The 23387-nt window shown below is 66.5% G+C and carries 25 protein-coding genes and 1 pseudogene; 17 read left to right on the top strand and 9 right to left on the bottom strand.

Annotated elements, in window-relative coordinates; all coding sequences use genetic code 11:
* Window positions 1-2: 2 nt before the first annotated feature.
* A pseudogene (locus tag BST47_RS31485) lies at window positions 3-350 on the bottom strand (amidohydrolase family protein); the annotation flags it as partial.
* Between the two features lie 378 nt (window positions 351-728).
* Here BST47_RS31485 and BST47_RS26050 point away from each other — a divergent pair.
* The 5 genes from BST47_RS26050 to ssuD all read left to right on the top strand — a co-directional run bounded on the left by BST47_RS26050 (window position 729) and on the right by ssuD (window position 5273).
* On the top strand, window positions 729-977 hold the full coding sequence (locus BST47_RS26050) for a hypothetical protein (RefSeq protein ID WP_023363451.1): 249 nt from the start codon (window positions 729-731) through the stop codon (window positions 975-977).
* A gap of 683 nt (window positions 978-1660) precedes the next feature.
* Entirely contained in the window at window positions 1661-2590 is a 930-nt protein-coding gene (locus BST47_RS26045) for an ABC transporter substrate-binding protein (RefSeq protein WP_052552041.1), read from the top strand.
* 20 nt (window positions 2591-2610) lie between these two features.
* Window positions 2611-3411 (top strand): ABC transporter permease, encoded by an 801-nt coding sequence (locus BST47_RS26040; protein WP_157859006.1) that lies wholly within the window; start codon window positions 2611-2613, stop codon window positions 3409-3411.
* Between the two features lies 1 nt (window position 3412).
* Complete coding sequence (locus BST47_RS26035) at window positions 3413-4252, top strand: ABC transporter ATP-binding protein (protein ID WP_063840604.1); 840 nt, start codon at window positions 3413-3415, stop codon at window positions 4250-4252.
* Complete coding sequence (gene ssuD, locus BST47_RS26030; RefSeq protein ID WP_023363445.1) at window positions 4176-5273, top strand: FMNH2-dependent alkanesulfonate monooxygenase; 1098 nt, start codon at window positions 4176-4178, stop codon at window positions 5271-5273. The genes BST47_RS26035 and ssuD overlap by 77 nt, the downstream gene beginning before the upstream one ends.
* A 314-nt stretch (window positions 5274-5587) precedes the next feature.
* Here ssuD and BST47_RS26025 read toward each other — a convergent pair whose 3' ends face one another.
* Entirely contained in the window at window positions 5588-6124 is a 537-nt protein-coding gene (locus tag BST47_RS26025) for a carboxymuconolactone decarboxylase family protein (protein WP_023363443.1), read from the bottom strand.
* Window positions 6125-6256: 132 nt separating this feature from the next.
* Here BST47_RS26025 and BST47_RS26020 point away from each other — a divergent pair, with 132 nt between their 5' ends.
* From BST47_RS26020 to BST47_RS31295, 3 genes are all read left to right on the top strand, one after another.
* Window positions 6257-6907: an RNA polymerase sigma factor gene (locus BST47_RS26020; RefSeq protein ID WP_023363441.1), complete on the top strand. Its 651-nt coding sequence runs from the start codon at window positions 6257-6259 to the stop codon at window positions 6905-6907.
* Window positions 6900-7169 (top strand): anti-sigma factor family protein, encoded by a 270-nt coding sequence (locus BST47_RS26015; RefSeq protein ID WP_023363439.1) that lies wholly within the window; start codon window positions 6900-6902, stop codon window positions 7167-7169. The genes BST47_RS26020 and BST47_RS26015 overlap by 8 nt, the downstream gene beginning before the upstream one ends.
* A 228-nt stretch (window positions 7170-7397) precedes the next feature.
* Entirely contained in the window at window positions 7398-8567 is a 1170-nt protein-coding gene (locus tag BST47_RS31295; protein ID WP_023363437.1) for a redoxin family protein, read from the top strand.
* Here BST47_RS31295 and BST47_RS26005 read toward each other — a convergent pair whose 3' ends face one another.
* The gene (locus BST47_RS26005) at window positions 8568-9512 is read right to left on the bottom strand and encodes an SDR family NAD(P)-dependent oxidoreductase (RefSeq protein WP_023363435.1); all 945 of its coding nucleotides are present in this window, start codon (window positions 9510-9512) and stop codon (window positions 8568-8570) included.
* Between the two features lie 82 nt (window positions 9513-9594).
* Here BST47_RS26005 and BST47_RS26000 point away from each other — a divergent pair, with 82 nt between their 5' ends.
* The 3 genes from BST47_RS26000 (at window position 9595) to BST47_RS25990 (ending at window position 11535) form a co-directional block, all read left to right on the top strand.
* Window positions 9595-10488 (top strand): haloalkane dehalogenase, encoded by an 894-nt coding sequence (locus BST47_RS26000; protein WP_033718784.1) that lies wholly within the window; start codon window positions 9595-9597, stop codon window positions 10486-10488.
* Between the two features lie 118 nt (window positions 10489-10606).
* Window positions 10607-10906 (top strand): anti-sigma factor family protein, encoded by a 300-nt coding sequence (locus tag BST47_RS25995; RefSeq protein ID WP_306341108.1) that lies wholly within the window; start codon window positions 10607-10609, stop codon window positions 10904-10906.
* A complete protein-coding gene (locus BST47_RS25990; RefSeq protein ID WP_023363431.1) occupies window positions 10900-11535 on the top strand; it encodes an RNA polymerase sigma factor in 636 nt (211 codons plus the stop codon). The genes BST47_RS25995 and BST47_RS25990 overlap by 7 nt, the downstream gene beginning before the upstream one ends.
* Here BST47_RS25990 and BST47_RS25985 read toward each other — a convergent pair.
* The 5 genes from BST47_RS25985 to BST47_RS25965 form a co-directional block, all read right to left on the bottom strand.
* Window positions 11505-12221, bottom strand: coding sequence for a TetR/AcrR family transcriptional regulator (locus tag BST47_RS25985; RefSeq protein ID WP_307188177.1), 717 nt, complete (start codon window positions 12219-12221; stop codon window positions 11505-11507). The two genes, BST47_RS25990 and BST47_RS25985, sit on opposite strands and share 31 nt — an antisense overlap.
* 58 nt (window positions 12222-12279) lie before the next feature.
* Window positions 12280-12843, bottom strand: a complete 564-nt coding sequence (locus BST47_RS25980; protein WP_023363428.1) for a peroxiredoxin-like family protein — start codon at window positions 12841-12843, stop codon at window positions 12280-12282.
* A gap of 233 nt (window positions 12844-13076) precedes the next feature.
* On the bottom strand, window positions 13077-13550 hold the full coding sequence (locus tag BST47_RS25975) for a YkgB family protein (RefSeq protein ID WP_023363427.1): 474 nt from the start codon (window positions 13548-13550) through the stop codon (window positions 13077-13079).
* Between the two features lie 226 nt (window positions 13551-13776).
* Entirely contained in the window at window positions 13777-14667 is an 891-nt protein-coding gene (locus tag BST47_RS25970; protein ID WP_023363425.1) for an alpha/beta fold hydrolase, read from the bottom strand.
* Window positions 14668-14770: 103 nt separating this feature from the next.
* Window positions 14771-15019: a hypothetical protein gene (locus tag BST47_RS25965; RefSeq protein WP_023363423.1), complete on the bottom strand. Its 249-nt coding sequence runs from the start codon at window positions 15017-15019 to the stop codon at window positions 14771-14773.
* Between the two features lie 340 nt (window positions 15020-15359).
* On the opposite strand from BST47_RS25965, the gene BST47_RS25960 reads away from it, so the two are divergent.
* From BST47_RS25960 to BST47_RS25940, 5 genes are all read left to right on the top strand, one after another.
* On the top strand, window positions 15360-16142 hold the full coding sequence (locus BST47_RS25960; protein WP_023363421.1) for a DsbA family protein: 783 nt from the start codon (window positions 15360-15362) through the stop codon (window positions 16140-16142).
* 1 nt (window position 16143) lies between these two features.
* Window positions 16144-17058 (top strand): cytochrome c biogenesis CcdA family protein, encoded by a 915-nt coding sequence (locus tag BST47_RS25955; RefSeq protein ID WP_023363419.1) that lies wholly within the window; start codon window positions 16144-16146, stop codon window positions 17056-17058.
* 50 nt (window positions 17059-17108) lie between these two features.
* Entirely contained in the window at window positions 17109-18149 is a 1041-nt protein-coding gene (locus BST47_RS25950; RefSeq protein ID WP_225337107.1) for an NHL repeat-containing protein, read from the top strand.
* Between the two features lie 329 nt (window positions 18150-18478).
* Window positions 18479-21454, top strand: a complete 2976-nt coding sequence (locus tag BST47_RS25945; protein ID WP_023363415.1) for an arabinosyltransferase domain-containing protein — start codon at window positions 18479-18481, stop codon at window positions 21452-21454.
* A 212-nt stretch (window positions 21455-21666) separates the two neighbouring features.
* Window positions 21667-22299, top strand: coding sequence for a class I SAM-dependent methyltransferase (locus BST47_RS25940; protein ID WP_023363553.1), 633 nt, complete (start codon window positions 21667-21669; stop codon window positions 22297-22299).
* Window positions 22300-22488: 189 nt separating this feature from the next.
* On the opposite strand, the gene BST47_RS25935 is transcribed toward BST47_RS25940, so the two are convergent.
* Window positions 22489-23085: a CGNR zinc finger domain-containing protein gene (locus tag BST47_RS25935; protein WP_023363551.1), complete on the bottom strand. Its 597-nt coding sequence runs from the start codon at window positions 23083-23085 to the stop codon at window positions 22489-22491.
* A 100-nt stretch (window positions 23086-23185) separates the two neighbouring features.
* Here BST47_RS25935 and BST47_RS25930 point away from each other — a divergent pair.
* Window positions 23186-23387, top strand: a 202-nt coding sequence (locus BST47_RS25930) for a DinB family protein (RefSeq protein WP_182872718.1), incomplete at its 3' end; no start/stop codon positions are given.

The raw sequence follows: 23387 nt of genomic DNA, 5'->3' as shown, positions 1-23387 counted from the left end.
GATCAGGGTGGCCGAAGGGATGGCGGTCGGAAAACTCCGGCGAAGAGTATCCGCAGGGCGTGGCCGCTGACCGCGGCGCCCCAACTCCCCGTCGGGCCATACAGTTCGCGCCGACCGTCCAGGGCATGCCACCGATCGGCCGGCGGGGCGCCCGGGTGCAGATACAGCGCTACGCCCAGCGCTTCCAAGGCGGCCCAAACCTCGTCGTACTCGGGTGCATCCAGGCAGTGTCCGCCCGGTCTGTGGATGCAGTCATTGACCAGCGCCCCGGACAACCCGAGCTGTCGCACGCAGCGTTCCAGCTCGACCGCCGCCCCGGCCGGGTCCTGCAGCGGCAAGGCCGCAAAACCGCGGAACCCAAGGGTGTAATTTCATCGTTTCGGCGCCGATTCCGTCTGAAGTCCTCACGCCCAACGGCTGTGTCGCCGCCGTGGTGGTGACTGCTGGGGCCGAAAGTACTGGCGCTCCTAAAATCCTTAGCGGTCGGGCGCGATGCGCTGATTGTGCCGTCGGCGCTGGCGAGTTGGCGGCGTGCACATTTTTGAACGAACAGCGGATGAGGTCGCACAGGGGGCTGGTGTCCAAGCGGGCGTAAGCATGTTTGGTCGCGGCCGACAGGCCGATCTTGCAGACAGCATGGCTTTTCGGCAGTCGAAGACGGCGACAGAGCGTCCGGGTTCGCAAACGGCGACGGCCAGCTGCAGGAGCGCGGCGCGAAGGACTTTAACGTGGTCGCCTATTCCCCCCTGCACGGGGCAACGCCGCGGCATCCCGATTCCGAGACCAATCTCCTTGTGCCGCTAGACCATACCGCGGCTGCCGCGAAGTCCAGTATCCACCGTGTCATCGGCGTCACCGTCACGATGTGCACGTCCGATTCGGATATCGAACTGGCACAGGCGTTCTGTTCACACCGCATCCCACTCGAAGCCACTGTGATGATGGTCAGCGGACGGCGGACGTTCGCGCTCAGCTGAAGGAGGCGGCGGTCGGGATTCCGATGCTGTCCTCGGTGTTGGCGCTTTTGTTGCTGTCGTTCGCCCGGCAAGCCAGGCCGGGCTGGCCGTGGTGGCGTGTCTGGGGGCGACTCGGTGAACGTCGATACCAGCCCGACTACTTCCGCTTCTCCGTAGGCCCGCGGTAAGACATTGTTCAAGCTTGCGGGAGGGGCGTCTGTGTTGCTTGTGGTGGCGAACCCCGCAGATTTCTAGGGCAGTGCAGGGCGGTGGACGAGGCCGGGTTTCGACTCGCGGTGATCATAACGGTGGCCGCTCGCAACAGGAACTGCAAACTTATTGTGCGGGCGCCACGGTTTGTTGTCGGGTGGGCGCATGGACTCTGACGATGCAGGAGAACATCGATACCCACCGCACTGCGACGTCCGCGTGGCCGGATCGTCTATCAGGTCATCGAGCGCTGTGCGGGACGGGAATGCGGTGCCAGCAGGCGCAGTTCATTGCGCAGACCCGATTGCGCAGACCCGTCTGCCTCGGAGGGTTGAAGTCCTTGGAGCCGGGCTTGTTGATCCGGTTCAGCGATACGAGTGCGCTACAGCTACGTAATGGATCCATAACCAGGAATATCTATCGTGCGACAGATTGGTAGCAAGGGAGTCTGCAGAATGTCGACGCTCCGAGTTCGCGGCGGCCGGCTAGCCCGGTTGGTCGGCCGCATTGGATTTGTTGTGGCACTCGTGCTCTTCGTAGGTGGCTGTGGCGGGGGCGGTGGTGCCCCGGATACAGTCCGGATTGGGACTTTCGCCAGCGCAGTCGATTACGCACCGTTCTATATCGCGCGCAAGCAACGGTTGTTCGAATCCGCCGTCGGCGCCGGCACGAAAGTCGACTACGTGGAATTCGACTCGGCGCCAGCCGTCACAGAAGCGTTGGCGACAAACCGGGTCGACATGGTCTTCATGGCCGAGCCGCCGGCTCTAATCGCCGCGGCGGCGGGAGTTCATTGCAGGATTGTGGCTCTGGGCGCGAGCCTGGTCCAGGACATCCTCGTACCGATCGACAGCAAGATCGCGAGCGCTGCCGATTTGGGCGGAGCGCGCGTCGGTGTGTTAGCGGGTACGTCGTCGCATTACGCCTTGATCAAGATCGCCAAGGATGCCGGCGTCGATCCCAAGTTAATTCAAGTGATCGATATGGCCCCGCCGGACGCGAAGGCGGCGTTCGAATCAGGTCACCTGGATGCGTGGGCGGTGTGGCCGCCGTTCGTGCAGCAGCAGCTTGTCCAGAAGACCGCCAGGCTGCTACCGGCAGGCGATGCTGCGATCCAGTCCATCGCGGTTGCACGGCCCGGGCTGGCCGAAGATGCACTGGCCGTTTACTCCGCTTTGGTCGCTGCCATCGGCAAAGCAAAGGAGTTCATCCGCGCATCACCGGCAGAAGCGAAATCGATTGTGGCCACTGAAGTTCGGGTCGATCCGGAGGTGGTCGAATTGGCCTGGCCGCGCCACGACTTCACCGCCACGCTGACTCAGGAGGTCATTGCCGACATCCAGGCGAAGGCCGATTTCCTGGCCGATGCTGGCTTCATTCAGCAGAAGGTCGATGTCAAGGACCTGGTCGGACCTCCGCGATGACGATGATGGTGACTGCGCCCGTGGCGACAAATGCGCCCCGTCGACGCCGGCGGTTCTTCGATCGTCTGACAAGCTGCGTACTTGCGCTGGCCGTACCGATCGGACTGGTCGTGGCATGGCACGTCGCGGTGGTCAGCGGCGTCCTGCCGCACACGCTCGTTGCTGGACCGCTCGACTCACTCGAAGCGTTCGTCAGGCTGGCGATGGATGGAACGCTGATCGAGCACGCGTGGGTCAGTGTGCGCCGCATAGCGATTGGCTTTGCCATCGGCAGCACGGTCGGCATTCTGGCAGGGGCGGTGATCGGCACCAGCCCGTTGGCAGCCAAAATCCTGGAGCCCACCGCCTTGACGTTGATTCCGGTCCCGGCGGTGGCGTGGATTCCGGTGCTGGTCATCGTGTTTGGCATCGGAGAGCTCTCAAAGGTGACCTTGGTGGCGATCGGGTCCGCCACCACGCTGATCCTGGCGACCGCTGCGGGGATTCGTTCTGCCTCGCAAGATCTCGTGGAGGTCGCGCAGCTCTACGAGAAGTCGCGCTGGACAGTGCTGCGGACGGTGTTGCTGCCGTCGGCGGCTCCGTCGATTGTCGCATCGGCGCGCGTTGCGATGGCGCTGTCGTGGACACTGTTGGTCGCGGCGGAGGTCATCGCGTCGGCTAACGGGTTGGGATGGCTCATCTGGGATTCGCGCAACTTCGCACGGCCCGCTGCCATGATCGCCGGAATGCTCGCAATCGGCATTCTCGGAAAGGCCACCGATGGGCTTCTCGCCCGCTTCGGCCGCTACCTCACCCGCTGGGACCGCTCCTACCGTGGCTGACGTGAATGGCGCGGAGGTGCCGGCCCTGCAAGTACGAATTCGCGAGAAACGGGTCACGGTCGGCAAGCGTCCCCTGGATGTGCTGAGCGAGGTCAACTTCGACGTCCGCCGTCAAGAGGTTGTCGGCATCGTGGGTGGCAGCGGAGCTGGCAAGACGTCGCTGCTGCGCGCGATCGCGGGCCTTGACACCACGTTCGTTGGCGAAATCCGGGCCTTCGGTCGACTCGTTCGGGGACCCGGCCGGGACCGGGGCCTGGTCTTCCAGGAGCACCGACTGATGCCGTGGATGTCGTTGTCTGACAACGTCGCCTACGCGCTGCCGTTCCGGAGACCGGCCGCCCAAATCGAAAAGCAAGTCGTCCATGCGCTCGACCTGGTCGGGCTGGCCGGTTTCGGCAAGGCGTGGCCGAATCAGCTTTCCGGCGGCATGGCGCAGCGAGCCTCCTTGGCCCGCGCCTTGGTCACCACTCCCGAGATCCTGCTGCTCGACGAGCCGCTGGGCGCGCTGGACAGCCTGCTGCGCAGTCAAATGCAAACCGAACTCGAGCGGATCATCCTCGACGAGGCGCTCACCGCGATCCTGGTGACCCACGACGTCGACGAGGCCGTGCTACTGGCAGACCGGGTGATTGTGATGGCTGGTCCACCCGGACGGATCATCGCCGACATGGCGCACCCCCAGCCCCGCCCGCGGGACGTGGCGGACCCAGCACTTCAGGCCCTCCGCGCCCAGATCCTCACTGTTTTGCATCAAGGAGGCAGGAATGGACATCTACTGGTACATCCCCACCCACACCGACGGCCCACACCTGTCGACGATGCACCGGGCGCGGGCGGCTAACCTGCGTTACATCACCCAAATCGCGCAGGCCGCAGACGATCTGGGCTATGTCGGAGTGCTGGTCCCGACGGGCTCGGTGTGTGAAGACGCATGGATCACCGCGTCGTTTCTGGCACCCGAGACCACGAGCCTGCGATTCATCGTCGCTGTCAGGCCCGGGCAGTCGACCCCGTCGATGACGGCTCGAATGGCCTCGGCCTTCGACCGCTACAGCAGGGGTCGGCTCACCGTCAACGTGGTCTGTGGAGGCGATCCGGTCGAACTGGCCGGCGACGGTGTCTTCCTGTCGCATGGCCAACGCTATGAGCAGGCCGACGAGTACATCCAGGCGTGGACCGACCTGCTGCAGGGCAAGACCGTGGACATGAACGGCCGATATGTCCGCATCGAAGGGGGGCAGCTTCACTACCTTCCCCTGCAGGAGCCGCACCCTCCGCTGATGTGCGGCGCCTCCTCTGGCGCTGGGCAAGCGTTCGCCGCGAAATGGATCGACACCGTGCTGACGTGGGGCGAACCACCGGAGCAGGTGCAGCCGAAACTCGACGAGATGCGGGCCAAGGCACACGCTGCCGGGCGACGAGTCACCTTCGGCATCCGGCTACACACCATTGTGCGGGAAACGAGCAGAGAAGCGTGGGCGGCCGCCGATGACTTGATCCGCTACGTGCGCGACGAGGACGTCGCCGCCTCCCAGGCGGCGCTGGCCCGCTCTGAGTCGGAAGGCCAACGCCGCATGGTGGCCCTGCACCGTGGCTCGAGGGAGCACCTCGAGGTGAGCCCCAACCTCTGGGCAGGCGTCGGTCTGGTCACCGGCGGGGCCGGCACCGCGCTGGTGGGCAGTGTCGAGGAGGTCCGTGACCGGATCATGGAGTACCACGACATCGGCATCGACACGTTCATCCTCTCCGGGTATCCGCACCTCGAGGAGTGCTACCGGGTCGCTGAGACGCTGTTCCCGCAGCTGCCCTTCGAACCGAAGGTGAACAGCCTACAGCCGAAGGTGATCCCCGGCGGCTGGTGATCGACTGTCAGGACAAGGTGTTGGCCTCGCTGACCACAGCGGCGCCCGCCAGGTTGACCGGAAATCGCCTCAGCTGCAGTCGCTTCCGTCATGGAGCGGGTATTCAGGCCCACTCGCCGCGACACGATGGACGTGTGACGACGTGGGCGTGATAGCCGTCGCCGTCAAGTATCGGGCTCGGATTCTGGCGCCTCTCCGTTTCACATCGGAGAGGCCGCCCTGCCGCGGTCTTCGAGGATGACCCCGGCACCGCACGTGTCGTGTGACGGCTGGCCTGGCGGGCCGCGGTCGCGTGACCCGCCAGGCCGTGCGGTTCACGGCTGCACGATTGGGAAGTCGATTTCGGTGTGCGCGACGTTGTTGAAGTAGTTCGTCAGCACGTTAAGGCCCACGTGGCCAATGACTTCGGCGATCTCGGCGTCGGTCAGACCTGCGCGGCGCGCGTTTTCCAGATCGGCGTCATCGATGTGGCCGCGGTGTTCGTTGACGGCCACCGCGAATGCAAGGATCGCGGCGGTTTTGGGGTCGTCCGCATCTGCTTTGCGCGCCGACCCGATTTGATCGGCGCTGAGTCCCGCCGCCTTTTCACCCAGGTAGCTGTGTGCGGACAGGCAATACGAGCACCCATTGGCCTGTGCGATGGCGATGGCGAGGCGTTCGCGGGTGGAGCCCGGCAGCGTTCCGCGGTCGAGAGCGCCGGCCAAACCGAGATATCCGCGCAGCAGCGCCGGACTGTGCACCATCGCGCGGGTGAGGTTGGGAATCGTGCCCAATGCCTGCTGCACGGAGGCCAACGCCTCGGCCTGGTCGTTGGTCGCGTCGGCGTCGGTGACAAGGGACAGCGTGCTCATTGGTTCTCCTCCAGTATTGTTCGGGTTGATGGCCTTACACCGCATGCCAGATCGATGAGGCCACTGGTTAGACGCCCGTGCAGCTGATCTGTTACACGGGCCGCAATTTCGGCTGGGGAGCGGTGCTGGGTAATGGGCGAACACATCCGCACGGTCGTCGACGACCGGTGGGCTAGCGAGGACGAGTTCGTCGACGCGTTGCGGGCCGGGGACACCGAAGCATTCCGCCTACTGGTCGACACGATGCATGCACCCCTGGTCCGCATGGCGCGGATCTACCTGTCGGCGTCCATTGCAGAAGATGCCGTGCAAGACACGTGGACGTCGGTGGTTCGCACGATCGGGAGCTTCGAAGGTCGTTCGACGGTCAAGACGTGGGTGTTCCGCATCATGCTCAACCGAATACGGACGCTGGCCCGAACACAGGGGCGCACCGTGCCATTTGCCGTCGCAGGTCCGGAGGCGGATCCGTACCCGTCGGTAGATCCCAACCGGATGGTTCACGCCGAACTGGGTGCCCACCACTGGTCTGACGTGCCCGCAAGGTGGGACCTGTTGCCAGAGCAACGACTGCTTTCTCGCGAAGTGCGCACCTTGATCTCGCACGCCTTGGCCAAACTGCCAGACGCGCAACGCGAGGTGGTCTCGATGCGCGACGTCGAGGGCTGGACGAGCGAGGAAATCTGCGACGCGTTGGGGATCTCGGCGGTCAATCAACGCGTGCTGCTGCATCGTGGGCGCGCCGCCCTGCGGGCTGCGCTGGAGGAGTATCTCGATGACTGACGAATTCATCACCAACGAACTGCAACTGGCGTGCAGCGACGTGATCGAGCTGGTCACGACGTATCTCGATGACGCACTGAGTAACACAGACCTGCGCCGGTTCGAACAACACCGACGCGGCTGCGAAGCCTGCCGAGTCTTCATCGACCAGATTCGCCGCACCGTCAAGATCACTGCCGCCGCGCGCGACGACGCGGTGCAGGTGCGCCCGGCGAACTTCGACGCTCTGGTCGCCGAGCTGCGACGGCGGGGCCGTAGCTAGGGCCATCGTGTGCAAATCCACGCCGAACTCGATGCCCCCGAACGTCGCATGCCGCCGATGATGGCCCATGGCTGCGCGGGGGACAACGAAACTCGAGTCCCCGCCAGTTGTGCGTTCGGACCCGACAGGGCTTGGTGCTCAAGCGAGTTCATCGTCTGTACTGTTTGGTACACTAGGCGAGATCGCTGTCGACAGGCTCGATGACACCACCGACGGGGAAGGCGTGCTATGACAAGCTCTAAGTTCACCACTTTCAGCGAGAAGGTCGCAGAATTGGCGGAGCAGTTGGCCGGCGTGGCTCCGCCTGAGGTGCTCGAGGTCTTCGCCGCCGACCAGCGCGAGCTCCAGGCGGCCGGGGTGCCGGCGTCGGTGGCCGTGCCTGGGACGCGATTCCCGATCGCTGAGCTCATTGGGGCGGACGGGACGTCAGTCTCGTCGGCCGACGTGCTGGCCGGAGCACCCACGGTCGTGGTCTTCTATCGGGGGGCGTGGTGCCCGTATTGCAACATCGCGCTGCGCGTTTACGAACAGGATTTGGTGCCGGCGCTGGAGGCCCGCGGCGTTCGTCTGGTGGCCATCAGCCCGCAGAGCCCGGATGGTTCGGTGTCGATGCAGCAGGCCAATGAGCTGAGCTTCGCGGTGCTCTCCGATCCGGGCAACCGCATCGCCGCCGCGTTGGGCATCGTTATCGCGCCCAGCGACGAAGCGCAGGCCGCGCAGAAGCAGCTGGGGCTTGATCTTGCGGCGGTGAACGCCGACGGCACCGTTGCGCTGCCGATGCCCACGGTGGCGATCGTCGATGCCGAGTCGGTGTTGCGGTGGATCGACGTGCATCCTAATTACGCCACGCGCACCGAGCCTGAAGACATCTTGGCGGCGGTCGACCGTGTTCTTGGCCGCGCGGCCACGTCAGCGGCGACCACACCTTCTCTTGCCCCGGTGGCGCCCCGCCTGGAAGAACTGGCCGACGAACTCGGTGTCAAGTCCGTTCTGGTCATGCGCTCGGACCCCGATTCCATGGTCGTCGCGGCGACGGCGGGCCCGGGCACCGCCTTCTATCGGGTGGGCGCCGCAGGCTCCAAGGCCGGCGCCGCACCGGATCGGGTGCCGCTGTATTGCGAACGGGTGGTCGACGGCGGGGAGGCGATCTTCGTGCGTGACTCCCGCCTCGATGACACCTTCGCGGGCAACGAGGATGAGACCGAGTTCGGCTTGAGTAATTACCTCGGGATGCCGGTCCGAGACGCCGGCGGGCACGTGGTGGGGACGGTGTGTGTTCTTGATGACCACGCACGCGACTATGACGGGGCCGCCCGCGACCACCTCGACGCGCTGCGCATCGAGGTGGAGGCGATCGTGGCAGCCGACCCGTCGGCGCTTGTCACCGATGATCGGTAGTCAGCGAGCGGCGGCGACAAATCGGTGGATGGCTTCGTCGGCGCGATCTTGGATCGTGGTGTCGGCGAAGTCTGCCAGGATCGTCGCCTGGTCGACGACGGGCCCGGTGAGCTTCCCGGCGCCACTGGCGTAGAACACTCCGCTGCGGTACGAGTCATCGACGATTGCGTCAACCAGACGTCGCGCGCCGACGTCGAGCTTGTGCGCAAGGCCGAACAGCGGTGCGATGTAGGGCATCACGACGCGGCTCATGACGGTCCTCACTATCGGGTTGGTGTGCTCGAACGCGTTGGTGCCTGCGGTGTTGCCCGGGCTCACGGTGAGCAGACGAAGGTCGGGATGGCGGCGTGCCAGGGCCGATATCCACAGTGCACCAAGATATTTCGCGTGGGCGTAAGCCAGCATCGCGGTGGCGCGCCTGCCGGTGTAGAAGGATCCGTCGATGACGCCGGCGAACTCGTCGGCGGAATGGTGGGCGAAGGTTGGGGGTGGGATGCGCAATTGAACAACACCACGGGCAGCCTCGCTGCCGGTCAGCACGGCGGCGGCGGTTAACATTTCACGCTGGATCAGCGCCTCCAGCAGCATCACGTGCCCCAGCACGTTTGCGGCGAAGACCTCGGTGACACCATGGTCGTTGAGCGCCAATGGTTTTGGCCCGCCGAGGCCGCCAGCGTTCAAGACGACGGTGTGCAGCGGTTTGGTGATCGTGTCGAGGGCCGATTGCACAGATCCGGGATCGGCGACGTCCATGTGCAGGATTTCGAACAGCGCGGTGTTCGTGGCGCGCTCGAGGTCGGATCGTGCCGACGCGGCTCGCGTGAGGTTGCGACACGCGAGGAAGATTGTCGAAAATGCGCCGCGCAGTGCCAGTTGCCGTGCGATCTCCTTGCCGATCCCGGAATTCGCGCCCGTGATGAGAATGGCCCGATCCGTCCGTGTCATCGCCGCTCCGACCGCCGAAAGTCTGACTTTACCGTTCGGTACACTACATCACGATCACCTGCCTCACACCTGGAGCTGCCCGATGAGCGTTGGCCTGCCTGAAGTTTTTCGGACCCCGGAGGGCCGATTCGCCCACCTGCCTGGCTATGACTTCACGCCGCACTATGTCGACGTTGACGGTCTGCGGATCCATTACCTCGACGAGGGCCCGCGCGAGGGCACGCCGATCGTGTGTTTTCACGGCGAGCCGAGTTGGGTTTACCTGTACCGCAAGATGATCGGCCCGCTGGTGGCCGCGGGCCACCGTGTCATTGCGCCGGACTACGCCGGCTTCGGGCGCTCGGACAAGCCGACTGACCCGAACTGGTACACCTTCGACCGGCACGTGCAGATCGTCAGCGCGGTGCTCGATCGCCTCGACGTGCAGCAGGCGACGGCCGTGGTGCAGGACTGGGGCGGCCCGATCGGCCTGCGCTGGGCCGTCGAGCACTCCGATCGCGTGGCTGCACTGGCGATCTTCAACACCGGGCTGTTCACGGGGCGGGTGTCCAAAGGGTTCCTGTCCTGGCGCGAGTTCGCCGAGAAGAACCCCGACCTCCCGGTCGGAATGGTGATCCAGGGTGCGACGGCCACCGACCTGGCCGACGACGTCGTCGCCGCCTACGACGCGCCCTTCCCCACGCCCGAGTCCAAAGCCGGGGCGGCCCGCTTCCCGCTGCTTGTCCCCATCACGGGCGACGACGTCGGGGCCAACGAGATGCGGGCGGTCATCGACCAGCTGTCGCGGTGGCAGAAGCCGGCCCTGGTGGCGTTCTCCGACCAGGACCCCATCTTCCCCTTCCCCCGAGCTGGTCAGGTGTTCTGTGACCTCATCCCCGGCGCCATCGATCAGGTGCGCATCGAAGGCGCATCGCACTTCCTGCAGGAGGATCGCGGCGAGCTCCTCGCCCACGAGGTGCTCAAGGTGGCGCCGTGACGAAAGTGTGACGGCTGGTGGCAACGACCCGTTGGCCGTGTCACGCTGAATTCATCGGCCCGGCATTCCGCCGCGCCGACCGGGGATCTGGGGACCCGATGATTGTCGAGGGCGAGAAATGACGTCTAAGGCTGGCCGGATGCGGTGGTGGTGGCGGCGGCGCGGGGTGATGCGGTCGCGCCCGCTGCGGTGCGAGGAGATGGTCGAGCTGGTCACGGCGTATCTGGAGGACGCGCTCGATGCCGACGATCGCGCGCGCTTTGAGACGCATCTGCACGGATGTGAGGGCTGCGCCGCTTATTTGGACCAGTTGCACGCCACGGTCGGCACTCTGGGCGGCATCCGTGAGGAGCACCTCGATCCGGTCTACCGCGCCCGGCTGCTGGCCGCCTTCGCCGAGACGGCGGGCTCATGGTAACCCGGATCGCCGGTGAGCAGGCGTTGGTCACGGGGCTTCGCGCGGGTGATCAGCGTGCCTTTGCTCAACTGGTCGACGAGCACACGCCCGCCCTGTTGCGTGTCGCACGCGCCTACGTCTCCGATCACCCGACAGCCGAGGACGTGGTGCAAGAGACTTGGATCGCCGTGGTGAAGGGCATTAGGGGTTTTGAGGGCCGATCCTCGCTCAAGACGTGGCTCTTTGCGGTGTTGACAAACATCGCCAAGCAGCGCGGGGTTCGCGATCATCGGCGCAACGAGACCCTCACCGACTTCGGTGCGGCCACCGTGGATCCAGCGCGCTTTCACCGTCCCGGCGAGCCCGGCGCCGGCTCGTGGAAACAGCCGCCGGCGCCGTTCCCGGACAGCCCGGAGGGCTCGGTTCTGCATCGCGAGTTGTTGGAGGTTGCCCGGCGTGAGCTGGACAAGTTACCCGAGGGACAACGCGCCGTGGTGACCCTGCGCGACCTTCTCGGGTTCGACGCCGCGGAGGTCTGCGAGGTGCTCGACATCACCGCGGGCAATCAACGGGTGCTGCTGCACCGCGGACGCGCAGCGATCCGTCAAAGTCTTGAGGATTACCTCAGCGCAGGCCAGCGAGAGTTCTGACGGCTCAACGGGTTTGGCGCTTGCGGCGGGCCGATCCGGGTTTGGCGGGTGCTGAAGTAGCCGCCCAGCGGTGAAGTTCGGTGACCGCGCCGTCGAGGGTGTCGCGTAGCACGGTGACGTTTCCGCGCACACGGGCGAGCAACATCCCGCCCTGCAGGGCGGCGATGACCATGGCGGCCAGGCGCGCCGGTTTCGCCGTGTGCACCAGGTCGCCGCGATCCTTCATCGCCTTCAGCCCGCGCGCCAGGGGGGGCTTCCCACCGAGCGAACGCGGCATCCAGGCTGGGGCCAAACGTGTCATCGTTTTTCAACTCGGCCGCGATCGTTCCCAACGGACACCCGAACGGGCCGCCCCTTCGGGATTGCTCGCGCACGATGCGGGCCATCCACGCGTCGATGCCCTGCCAGGAGTCGGTGTGGTCGAGTTCGGGTTGCTGCGCGGCGAGCACCAACTCCAGTTGCCGCTCGATCACCGCGGCCACCAGGTCGGCCTTGCCGTCGAAATAGTGATACATCTGGCCCTTGCCGGCGCCCGCGGCGGTCAGCACGTCGTCGAGGCTGGTGGTGCTCACGCCGTTGTGATACATCAACGTGGCCGCGGCGTCCACGATCTGTGCGCGCGCACGCTGACCGCGCGCGGTCGCTGGGAGCGGGCGCGCCGTGCCGGTCGGTCGCAATGCGGACATCCCGAAAAGGATATAGAAGCAACCCTGGCCGACCGGCACGGCGCGACCGCGGCCGGTGTCACCGCACGTGGGCCAGCAGTTCGTCGACCGACCACTGGTCGTAGGCGTGGATTCCGCGTTTGGCGGCGACCACTTTGCCGTCCGAGCCGATCAGGAAGTCTCCCGGCAGCCCCAGGGTGCCTCCGATCGGGTCGTTGTTGTAGACCGGTGTCGGGGTCGGGTCGCCCCGCTTGAGGAGTTGGCGAATCCGCTGGGCCACGACCGGGGCGAGGGCGCGGGGGTCGAGGATGGCCCGCCGCGAGGAACCCACACCGAACTCGTCGTAGAGCAGCTTGGCCGGATCGCCGATGACCGCGAACGGCAGCTCGACCCCGTGGCGGCGCAGTTCGTCATCGCTGGAGTGGAACACCACCACCTCACGGATGCCGGCCGCGGCGATCTCGTCGTAACGCCGCGCCATCGACTGAAGGTGCACGTTGCAGATCGGGCAGCCCGCGAAGCGACGCAACTGCAGATGGACAAGGCGGTCGGGATCCGGGATGCGCACCGTCTCTCCGGATACGGTGACCAGTTCCCGGGGTGCCACCACAGTGCCCGGGCCGACGACGTTGGCTTTTCTCATGAGAAGTACTGCCTTTCAGAAAGTTCGTGGCGGGCCCGCAAGTGACAAAGATAGTGTACTAAACAGTACAGTCGAGGCTGCGGTGGGTAATGGGCGATTTCGCGGCTGTCGGCGTTTCGTCACCATGACCTGACGGTGTACGACAATGCTTGCCGCCCAGGGCCGAATCGCACTTCGGTGGTGGCGTGCCGAGTCGGCGTCGACCATGGCGCCCATCGTCGATCGCGTGGGGGTCACCCACGTAGGGTGTCGGCCAGGGTCCACAGCGACACCCCGAGTAGGACGACGTCCTTGAGCAGGAACTGACCGGTCGACGACAATGCGGGGAATCCGCCGCCGGCCGCTTCGGCGACGCCGGGGGTGCTGAACAGGAAGCTGATCGTCGTCAGGAACAACAGCGTCGCCAGGACGCTGCCGAGCACCGAGAGTTTGGGCGCGATGGGTTTGGCGGCCAGCAGGATCGCGGTGAGGATCTCGAAAACCCCCAGCAGATTGGAGAAGGTCTGCACCGAGAACAGGTTGTAGAGCCAGCTCAACAGTGGGCTGTTGGCGACCAGTGGCTGGATGCCCTCGGCCTCGTAGGCGGTGAACTTCAGCGCACCGATCCAGGCGATCACGACGACCAGGCCGTAGCGGGCGACGAAAGACGCGAGGCCTTCGAGCCTCGCGTGGATGCCCGGATTGGTCAGGACATTGTTGGTAGCCACGAGTTTAACCTCCAAACGGGAGTCTGCTGTCGTTGGTGTGGTGTCGGCCAACCCGGCTTCCGTTACACAGAACAGGGTTTCGGCTCCAAGTTGACCGAATGGTCAACTACGACTCAGGCGCGAGGCGCCTGTCCGCGTGGTCGCTGCCTGTGTGTTTGACAAGGAGTGGACGCGGGCGCCGTAACGGCTGTTCGTGGCGACTGTCAGGTTCGCAACGGTGTCGGGTTTACCGACGCTGTCCGTCAACGGCCGAAGCGAGACGGCAGACGGCGTCGGCGATCTGTTCTGGGTAGTCCTCTTGGAGGAAATGTTTGGCGGGCAACAGGATCGGGTCGTCGATGCCTGATGCCAGTTGCGCGTGAATGCCGTCGTGGCGCAATGTCAGGGCGTGGTCTCGGGCGCCCCAGACGATCTGCACCGGATACGGGGTGTTCCGTACGGCGGACACGTAGCGCCGTTGCTTGTCGGCGGTCGGCTCGAAGCCTCGCATGATCTTCAGGAACGCCCGCCCGCCGTCGTCGCCGAGCAACAGCGGGACATACGCGGCGATTTCGGCCGCCGGAACCTTGCGGCTGACACCCGTGTAGCGCATCAACGACAGGAACACACCGGGCAACTGCAGCGACGCCAGCCACGCCTCGCCCACGCCCGTGTGTGCAAACGGCTCCATCATCCACGGGCGCTGAAAGCTCTCAACGGCCACAGTGGTGTTGAGCATGGTCAACGACCGGATCCGGTCAGGCTGTGCTGCGGCGACTTCGAACCCGATCGGCCCTCCGATGTCGTGCACCACCAGGTGGAAACGTTCGAGCTCCAACGCGTCGACGGCCGCGAGCAACCAGCGGCCAAGGCCGGTCCAGGTGTAGTCGAAGTCCGCCGGACGTTCGGCGTAACCCAGCCCGGGCAGGTCGACGGCAATACCGCGCAGACCCCGGTGCGCCACGGCCGCTACGACCTTGCGGTAGAGATAGCTCGACGCGGGAACCCCGTGCACGCACACCACCGGCTCGGCGTCCGGCGCACCGGCATCGAGGGCAAAGGAGCGCACCCCGGCGGCGGTGAACTCTCTGCCCGATGCCCGGTACCCGGCCAATAATTGCTCGACGGCAAGCGACATTATCCTGTGGATCCGTTCATCTCAGCCTACCCTGTACTGGACAGTACACTACCGGGCGCTGCATACCGTCGCACCGTAGCGTCCGGTGCGGTTGGCGGCCTCGTCAGCAGCCGGTCGGGCAAGAAATGTCGACGTAGGCGGTCGGGTTGGCGCCCCCAGCGTCCTTCTTGACGCCGGTGACGGTGCACGCCGAGAGGTTGGCGCTTGGTGTCCCGTTGATTTGCACGTTGTAGCCCTCGGATTTCAACGAGTTGACGGTGTCGTCGGCCGTCGCCCCCGCGGGTCCGGCTGTGGCAACACCGGCCACGGCCAGCAGGCTGGCGCCGACGATGGAGAATGCGATTCGATTCATGAGGGAACCTCCTTGGTTGGCATGCGTTGGTTGGTTGGCATGCGCTGGGGCCGGCGCCTTCGGCAGCAGCCCTGATTGTCGCACCGCGGCAAAGCAATTGGATCACGCCAATTGTGACGGAACGGTGACCGCCAAGTCTCGACCGGTGGTGAGCGCGTAGGGTTCGATTCAAGACAGCACGATTTTCGAATCAGTGAGTTGATCAGATTCCTTCGGCTGCAAGGAGTTACGGACATGCATACCCTCGCGTCAGCATCGCTTGCTCCAAGACGAGTGTGCTCGCGATGCCCGAAAGACGTTCTGCCTCAGCCGACATCCAACTTTGACCGATCGGTGAACCATGGATGATCTGATGATGAACGACTCGTCGGGCGCTTCCGCTGCGCGACGCCCGCGAGCCTCGGGCACCCTTGGGCGCCGGCTGGCCGGGCGTGCACGGTGGTGGCTGGGTGCGTTGAGTGTGGTCGCGGTTGTGGTGGTGCTTGCTGTGGCCGGTATCCACCATTCGTCCGAACCACAGACGCAGCACGGTGCGTCACGATCCACCGCCGCGTCCTCGGCGATTCAGACGTGGCGCGGCGCGCATCAGCCGTCCGAGGGCGATGCCCTCGCGAGGGGATCGGTGTCGGCGCCGGTCGTGGTGGCGGAGTGGGGTGATTTCCAGTGTCCGTTTTGCCGGGCGTTCGATCTGGACAGCCAGCCGGTGCTGATCGGCGATTACGTGCAGACCGGCAAGGTGCGCTTCGAATGGCATGACCTGGCCAAGTTGGGTCCGGAGTCGGTGCTGGCCGCGCGCGGCGCGCGCGCAGCAGCGCGCCAAGGGGCGTTCTGGGCGTTTCACGACGCGTTTTACCGCGACCAGGCCCCGGAAAACAGCGGGGCGGTGACCGAGCAATCGCTGATGGCGATGGCGCGCAACGCGGGACTCGACGTTGACAGGTTCGTCGCCGACTTGGCTGACCCCGCCATCGCCGACGCGGTCGAGCGCGACCGCAGCGACGCACGGCAGCTCGGCATCACCCACGTGCCCTCCTTCCTGGTCAACGACGAGCTGCTCATCGGTGCGCAATCCTTGGACACGCTTCGTCGGGTCATCGATGCCGCCGCGGTGAAGGCGCCTTGACGTGCTCGACATCGGCTACCTGGCTGCGTTTCTGGGTGGGGTGCTGGCGCTGCTCAACCCGTGCAACGCGCTGCTGTTGCCGTCGTTCTTCGCGTACGCCTTTTCTAGTCCGACGATGATGGTGGCGCGCACCGGTGTCTTCTATCTCGGCCTGGCCGCGGTCCTGGTCCCGTTGGGTGCGGGCACAGGCGGACTGGCGGCCATCCTCACCGAGCATCGGAGGGTGTTGATCGTTGCTGCCGGGACGGTGGTCATCGTTTTCGGCCTGGTTCAGATCCTCGGCGGCGGGTGGACTCTGGCGCCGGTGGTTCGCCTTCAGGCGCGAATGGCCCAGCGCAGCACCTGGATATCGACCGCCGGCCTGGGAGCGGCATACGGCCTGGCCGGCTTCTGTTCCGGCCCAATCCTGGGTGCGGTACTCACGGTGGCGGCCGCCGGCGCGGCCCCAGTGCGCGGTGGCGTGCTGCTGGCCGTCTACGCCGCCGGTATGACCGCGCCGCTGTTCCTATTGACTGCGGCGTGGCAGCGGTTCGACCTCGGGCATCGGAAATGGTTGCGTGGGAGGGCATTTCAGGTCGGTCGGCTGCACCTGCACACCACGTCTGCCATCGGTGGGCTGCTGTTTGTCGCGACCGGGGCGGTATTCGTCTTCTTCGGTGGCAGCACCGGCATCCCCGCCGTCGATCCCAGGATCGCACTGCGGGGCGAGACGGCCGCCGCGGCTCTGGCCGCTCACGTTCCCGACACCGTCGTGGTGCTGGTCGTGCTGGCCGTCGCGGTGCTCACGCTGCGGTGCCGGCGGCGACACCCGCGGGCGGGGGCCGCCGACTCGACACAGCCGCCGGACGGCAGGCCCGCGATCGTCGGTGGTGTCGAGCACTCGGTCCGGCACACCGCGGTGGCAGACCCCGACTGAGGCCGCGGGCTCGACGAATGCGGGTTTCGCTGGACATAGCATCTATCGCATTGACCGTCGGCCTGGCCGTCGGTGTGACGGTCGGGTGTGGCCGCGATGCCGGCTCGCCGGTGTCCACGTCGAGTCCGCCTCCGACATCGGGCGCGGCGCGGCCGGCTGAGCCCGCGACCGCGGGTCAGTTGCGCACTCCGCCCGCGGGCCGGGTGGTGTCGATCGGAGCTGCGCCGGAAGGAATCGTGGTCGGGCGGTCCGGAGTCGGGGCCGTGGCGGTGCGCAATCCCGATGGCGTGGTGTTGTTCACCGCTGCGACAGGTGTGGTGCGTCGACGGATCTCGACCACCGCAGCGGCGCGGCACCTAAGTCTGGCCGGACCGGACGGGCCGGTCCTGGTGCCGATGGAGGGGTCCAACGAGCTGCTGCAGGTGTCGCTTTCGCAGGGCGCGGTTGTTGCCAGGACGACCGGAGTCGGCCACCAGCCGCACGACGCCGCTCAGACCGCGGATGGAACCATCGTGGTCACCAACGAACTCGGCGGCGGTGTCGTTTTCGTCCGCGACGGCCAGGTCATCGGTTCGGCTCCTGGCGGCCCGGTGCAGCCGGGAGGCGTTGCGGGCGTGGGCAAGTACGCGGCCGTCGCCGATGTGCGGGGAAACGGATTATGGGTCTACGACGGCGCCGCGCAGCGGCTGGCCGCGCACGGCCCGGCCGGTGTGAAACTGACCCACGTGGTGGGGTTGTCCACCGATCTGGTTGCACTCGCCGACACCGACGGTGGTGCGGTACTGATCGAGCGAATCGAGCCGCAGATCTCGCAGGTCTCCAGGATCGAGGGTCCCGGCAACCCGTACGGGCTGGCCTACGATGCGCGCCGTGCCCGCCTTTATGTCACCCTGACCGCATCGAACCTGATGCGCGTGATCGACACGACCGACGCCGCGACGCCGCGCATCATCGCTGACGTCCCCACCGTCCAACAGCCCAATTCTGTTGCAGTGGATCCATCTTCAGGCACCGTGCTGATCACCGGCAGCCACCCCGTCGGCCAGGACAACTTGCAGATCGTGTCGCCCGACCGGCTGCCTGCCGGCTAGCCGACCGATTTTCGGCAGGTCCAGAGCCGATCACCGGGTGAACGTATCGCGCCGCTGTGGCCGACGCGCGGCTCGCTCATCGAGTCTTGCTGTTGGCCGGCAGAACATTCACTGCCGCGGTCCTGCCTCGCCGATGGCCAGAAGGTCATCAGGGGTTTGCATCAGCTGCCGCGCCGGGGTGCAGGCGTTGTGGTGGGGGACCGATGGCGGGCGTGATGCTCAATGGTGACCGCACCGTGACGTCGAAGCGGTGTGCGAGCGAGCCACCACGACGGACCGACACCCTTGTGTGTAAACCCTGTCGGCCCGATCCCGAAGGGACTGCAGACTTGGAGTCACAGCGTGCACGCGAGGCGACTCCCGGCTGGCTGGCTCTGCTTGTCGGCCTCGTGGGCATCGTTGCCGGCCTCGCGCTGCCATTCTGTCCGGTGCGGGCCCAAACGACGACGCTGACCTGGCCGGTGCCCGGCCAGCCGGTCGTCTCCAGCAGCGCGATCGTGGTGCCCTACCGACCGCTGCACCTGCAGGCGACGATCCCCTGCGCGGCCCTGCGCGCCGCGACCGCATCTGCCGTACGTGTCATTGCGCTGAGCACCGGTACCGGGCCTGCAGGCCTGACCGTCGGCGGTGATCGCACCGGGATCAGTGTTGCCGCCGACGGGCGCAGCGTGCATTTGCCGGTCGCGCGCCACGACGTCGCATGTGACGTGCACGTCGCAGCCGGACCGGCCGGGATGTCGGTGCGCGACGCCGACTCCGGGCGCACGATCGAGCTGCCCGGCCACCCGGTTCCTGAGGTGTTCGGGTTCCGTACGGACCTCGACGCGGCCGATGCGACCGGGATGCAGGTGCGCCTCGAGGTCGGTGATTCCTTCACCACGTCTCCCGGTCCACTGAAGAACGCCCTGATCGGGGTGCAGCTGATCGCGGCTGCCGCGGCGCTGTGGTTGTTGCCGCGACCCACCGCGCCGCGTCGACGGTGGCTGCGGCAGCGGGATCGACTGTGGTGGGTCGACGTCGCGGTGGTGGCGGTGCTGGCCGGGTGGGCGGTGATCGGTCCGCTGGCCGTCGACGACGGCTGGGCCGCCATGATCGCGCGCAACCAGGCCGAGACGGGCAACCCGGGTAATTACTATCGATGGTGGAACGCCGCCGAGGCGCCGTTCGCGTTGAGCCAGCAGCTGCTGGCACCGCTGACTGGGGTCAGCGTGGCGCCGTTTTGGCTGCGGGGCCCCAGCACCGCATTGGCGATCGCGACCTGGTTTGTGTTGACGCGGGGGGTACTACGCGCGGCTTTGCCCGGGGTCGCGGCGAGCATGCGGGTCCGCAGTTTGGCGGCGTTGTTCCTGCTGGCGACCTGGCTGCCGTTCAACCTCGGTACCCGTCCGGAACCGTATGTGGCGCTGGGTGTTACGGCGGTTCTTGCGCTGGCAATACGCGCTCGCAGTCCGGCCGGTGTGGGCTGGCTGCTGCTGGTCGTCGCAGTCACGGTGCCGATCAGTGCCAACGGCCTTCTGGTCGTGGCCCCGATGATGGTGTTCGCCCCGCGGCTGATCGCGGCAGTGCGCGCGGCATCCGCTCGCATGCACCTGTCGGCGGTTGTCGCGATGCTGTGCTGCGTCGCGGCTGTGGCTCTTACCGTCGTCTTCGCCGATCAAACCTGGGATGGCGTGGTGGTGGCCACCGACTGGCACAACTTTTTCGGGCCGTCGCTGCGGTGGCACGAGGAGCCACTGCGCTATCGGTACCTGTTGGGGTCCGACCAGCAGGGCAGCTTCGCCAAGCGGCTGCCCGTCTTGTTGTCCGTCGCGATGGTGCCGATCACCTTGTGGGCGGGGCTGCGCCGCGGCGATCGGATCGGCCGGCCCGGTGCTCGGCTGGCGGGGGTGGTGGCGACGGCGCTTGCGTTGCTGGCGCTGTCACCGTCGAAGTGGTCCTACCACCTGGGGTCAGCGGCGGGACTACTCGCCGCGCTGCTCACTGTGGGCGTCGTGATGCTCGTCCAGCGAGTCGCTGCGGCCGATCGTTACGGCGTTCTTGCCGGGGTTGTGGGATCGGCGCTGGCCGCCGGAGCGGCGGCGCTGGCCTTCGCCGGGCCGAACGCTTGGTGGCTGCCTGCGGTCTATGACGTCCCGTGGGCCGACACGGCGCCCCGACCGCTCGGCCTGCCGCTGGCTCATCCGGTGTTGTGGCTTGGGCTGGTCGCGGCGCTGTCGGCTGCAGCGGGGATCGCCGCTCGACGGCCGGGTGCCCTGCGGGTGGTGGTCGCGGGTCCCGCCATGATCGCCGTGACCGCTGTCGGTATGGCGCTCGCCCTGCTGGTTGGCTCGTTTGTCGCGGCGCCCATCCGCCGTCCGGCCGGTTCACTGGCCCTGATGAACACGCACTGGATCGGCGGCAGCCGGTCGTGCGGGTTGGCCGATGACATCGAAGTGTTGCCCGACGGCGCGATCCTGGACACCGCGCCCGACCCCGGCGGCGCGATCGCCGGATTCACCGCCCACGGCGGCTTCGTGCCCGGCGCCCCGCCGCCCGACCCCCCGGGGCGAGGCACGTCGACTTTCCTGTGGGGTAGCCGCGCGGCCGGTGTCGCAGCCACGGCAGCCATGACCAGCCCCTGGTTCGTGTTGCCGGTGCTCTCGCCCGACGCCGGCATCGCGGTGTCGGTCTCGGGGCGCACCAACGGCGGCAACGCGCTCGCCTTCGAATTCGGCCGCAGCCAGGGGGCGGAGGTCAGTGTGCTCAGCGACCGCGCCCCGAACGACCGGCCGGCCGCCGGCGAGGATCCCGACCATCCACTGTGGCGCACGATCGGTGTCGATGCCGCCGAGGTGCCCCGCGGCGCTGACCGGGTACGGATCCGGGCGGTCGACGCCCGCACCGACGCCTTCGGTTGGCTGGCGTTCACCGGACCGCGGCTGCGTTCGATCGTGCCCTTGAACCGGTTTCTTGCCGGCCACGGACCGGTTCTGCTCAGCTGGCCGCAGTCGTTCGTGTTTCCGTGCGTGCGCGACATCGCCACGATCTCTGGCGGCGTCGCCCAGACACCCGTCGTGGTGATCGAGTCACCACGACCCTGGCTCACCGAGGACAGAGACCCCGACGTCGGGGGCACCTTCACCGAGCTCGCCCAGTTCGGGAACCTCTACGAGATCCCCAGCCGTCTGGTCGGGCACCCAGAGGTCGACTGGGGAACGGTGAAGGTTTCAGGGGACACAGCCAGCCGCGACGCCTACCAACGCACCGTCACCGAGGTGATCGTCCCCGGCAGCGGAGGTGTCGCGCATCAACGACCCGAACGCTGAGCGCGCAGACTGCCGCCCGCGCGCGATACCGACCGTTGCTGACGGAATCCTCACATGCCCGGCGCTCGCCAGGCAACCAACGCCACCCGGACATAACAATGACCGTGCGCGTCAGGCACCGCGATTGGGTGCAGACGCATCCCGAGCCGACGACCGATCGGCGACTCAACACCACGGGCGTGCCACGCCCTCTACTCGTACCTGGAGGGTGGATGCTGGGACCGCAGTACGAGCGCGCGCTTCTGGGGGAGCGCTGCTGGCTTCGCCACGACGACGGTGAACGCGTAGAGCTGCCGGTGGATCTCTGGCTCGGCCATCACGGCGCGGACCACTCCTTCGACGAAACGGTGGTGTCTTTGTGCACGGGTCCGACGATCGACCTCGGCTGCGGACCTGGACGTCTGGTCGCACAACTGATTCGACGCGGGCTACCCGCACTGGGAATCGATCAATCCGCGACCGCCGTGCGGATCGCCAACCAGCGTGGCGCGCCTGCCCTGCGCGGCGACGTGTTCAGTGCGTTGCCCGGCGAGGGTGGTTGGGGCACCGTGCTACTTGTCGATGGCAACATCGGCCTCGCTGGCGATCCCGTGCGGGTGTTGGCCCGCGCCGCGCGGTTGCTCGCTCCCGGCGGGCAATGCCTTGTCGAGTTCGACCCGGCGACATCGGGTGTCAAGCAGCGACGGGTTCGCCTGGAATCCGACAGCGGGATGGGTCGCTGGTTTGACTGGGCCTCGGTCGGCCTCGACAGCGCCTCGGAGCTGACCGAGCGAGCGGGCCTGACCTTGACCCATACCCACCGCGTGGGCGCACGATGGGTGGCGCAGGTGTCCAAGCCGCGATGATCGGCCCACAACCCGCGACGGACGAAAGACCGGCGCGGGCGGACATCGCGGGTTCTCACGATATGGTTGCTATCGGCCGCCCGATGAGTCATCGAGACTTCGTGTTGAGCACAAGCAGTGTGTTCGCGGTGGCGTCTCGGCATGCGCGGCCGGCGAAGTTGGCATCGGCGCGGTTGGCCGGGGCCCGGGTCAGTTGCGGTGGTGGCGGTGGTAGTGCCGGGCCACTCGTGTCCTGTTGGCGCAGATGTTCTGGGTGCAGAACTTGCGGCGGGGGTCGGAGGCGACGAAGAGCATGCTGCAGGTCGGGTTCTCACATCTGCGCAGGCGATTGTGCGCAGGCCCGACCAGCAGATCGATAAGGCTCTCGGCGACGGCAGCTAGCGCGAGTTCGTACAACCGGTCGGCCGGTGGATGGCGAGTGGTCAGGGCGGCCCACCCGGCTGGGGTCTGCACCAGCTGCCGGGTGCAGGCCACGCTTGATGCGATGTCGTTGACGCGATTGACGACCGCTGCGCTGGGACTGATCCCGGCGATGTGTGCGTCGAGTATCTCGCGAACTGCTTGACGCAGCTCAATGGTGAGCGCAAGTGACGGAGCCGGCGTCCCGTCGGGTAGTCGATCCTGCTGCAGGCCCCACCAGAACCGACACGCCGCCTCGTCGGCAAGCAGATCGACGACTGGATCCCGACTGGTGATGATCGTGTCGGCCAAGTCCACAGCCAAGGGCTCTCCCGCCACGACGAATCCCGCCGCCTGCGCCCTTTGGAGCCGTGACCCGGTATTCATTTAACTAATGCTATCAAGATGTTGACAACGTTAGGCAGCGCGAGTACAAAATCTAACGGTAAACATTGCTGTCAAACGTTAGTTGACGAAAGGAACTCGGATGAACTCGTTGGACCTGCTGCAACAGGCCGATAAGCGCCTGGTCGACCTGGTCTCCACTCTGAGCGTGTCGAATCTGGACGCCCCCAGTCCGTGCTCAGGGTGGAGCGTGCGGTCGCTGCTCAGCCACACTGTCGCCACGATCGACGCCTTTGCGGCGGCCCTCGACGGACAGGGCGGCCCGACCGAGCAGGAACTTTTCA

Origin of the sequence: Mycolicibacterium tusciae, from assembly GCF_002086795.1 — a bacterium.
Taxonomy (GTDB): Bacteria; Actinomycetota; Actinomycetes; order Mycobacteriales; family Mycobacteriaceae; genus Mycobacterium; species Mycobacterium tusciae.
Note: the sequence above shows the minus strand (reverse complement) of the source record. Positions and strands in the feature narration are given on the sequence as shown.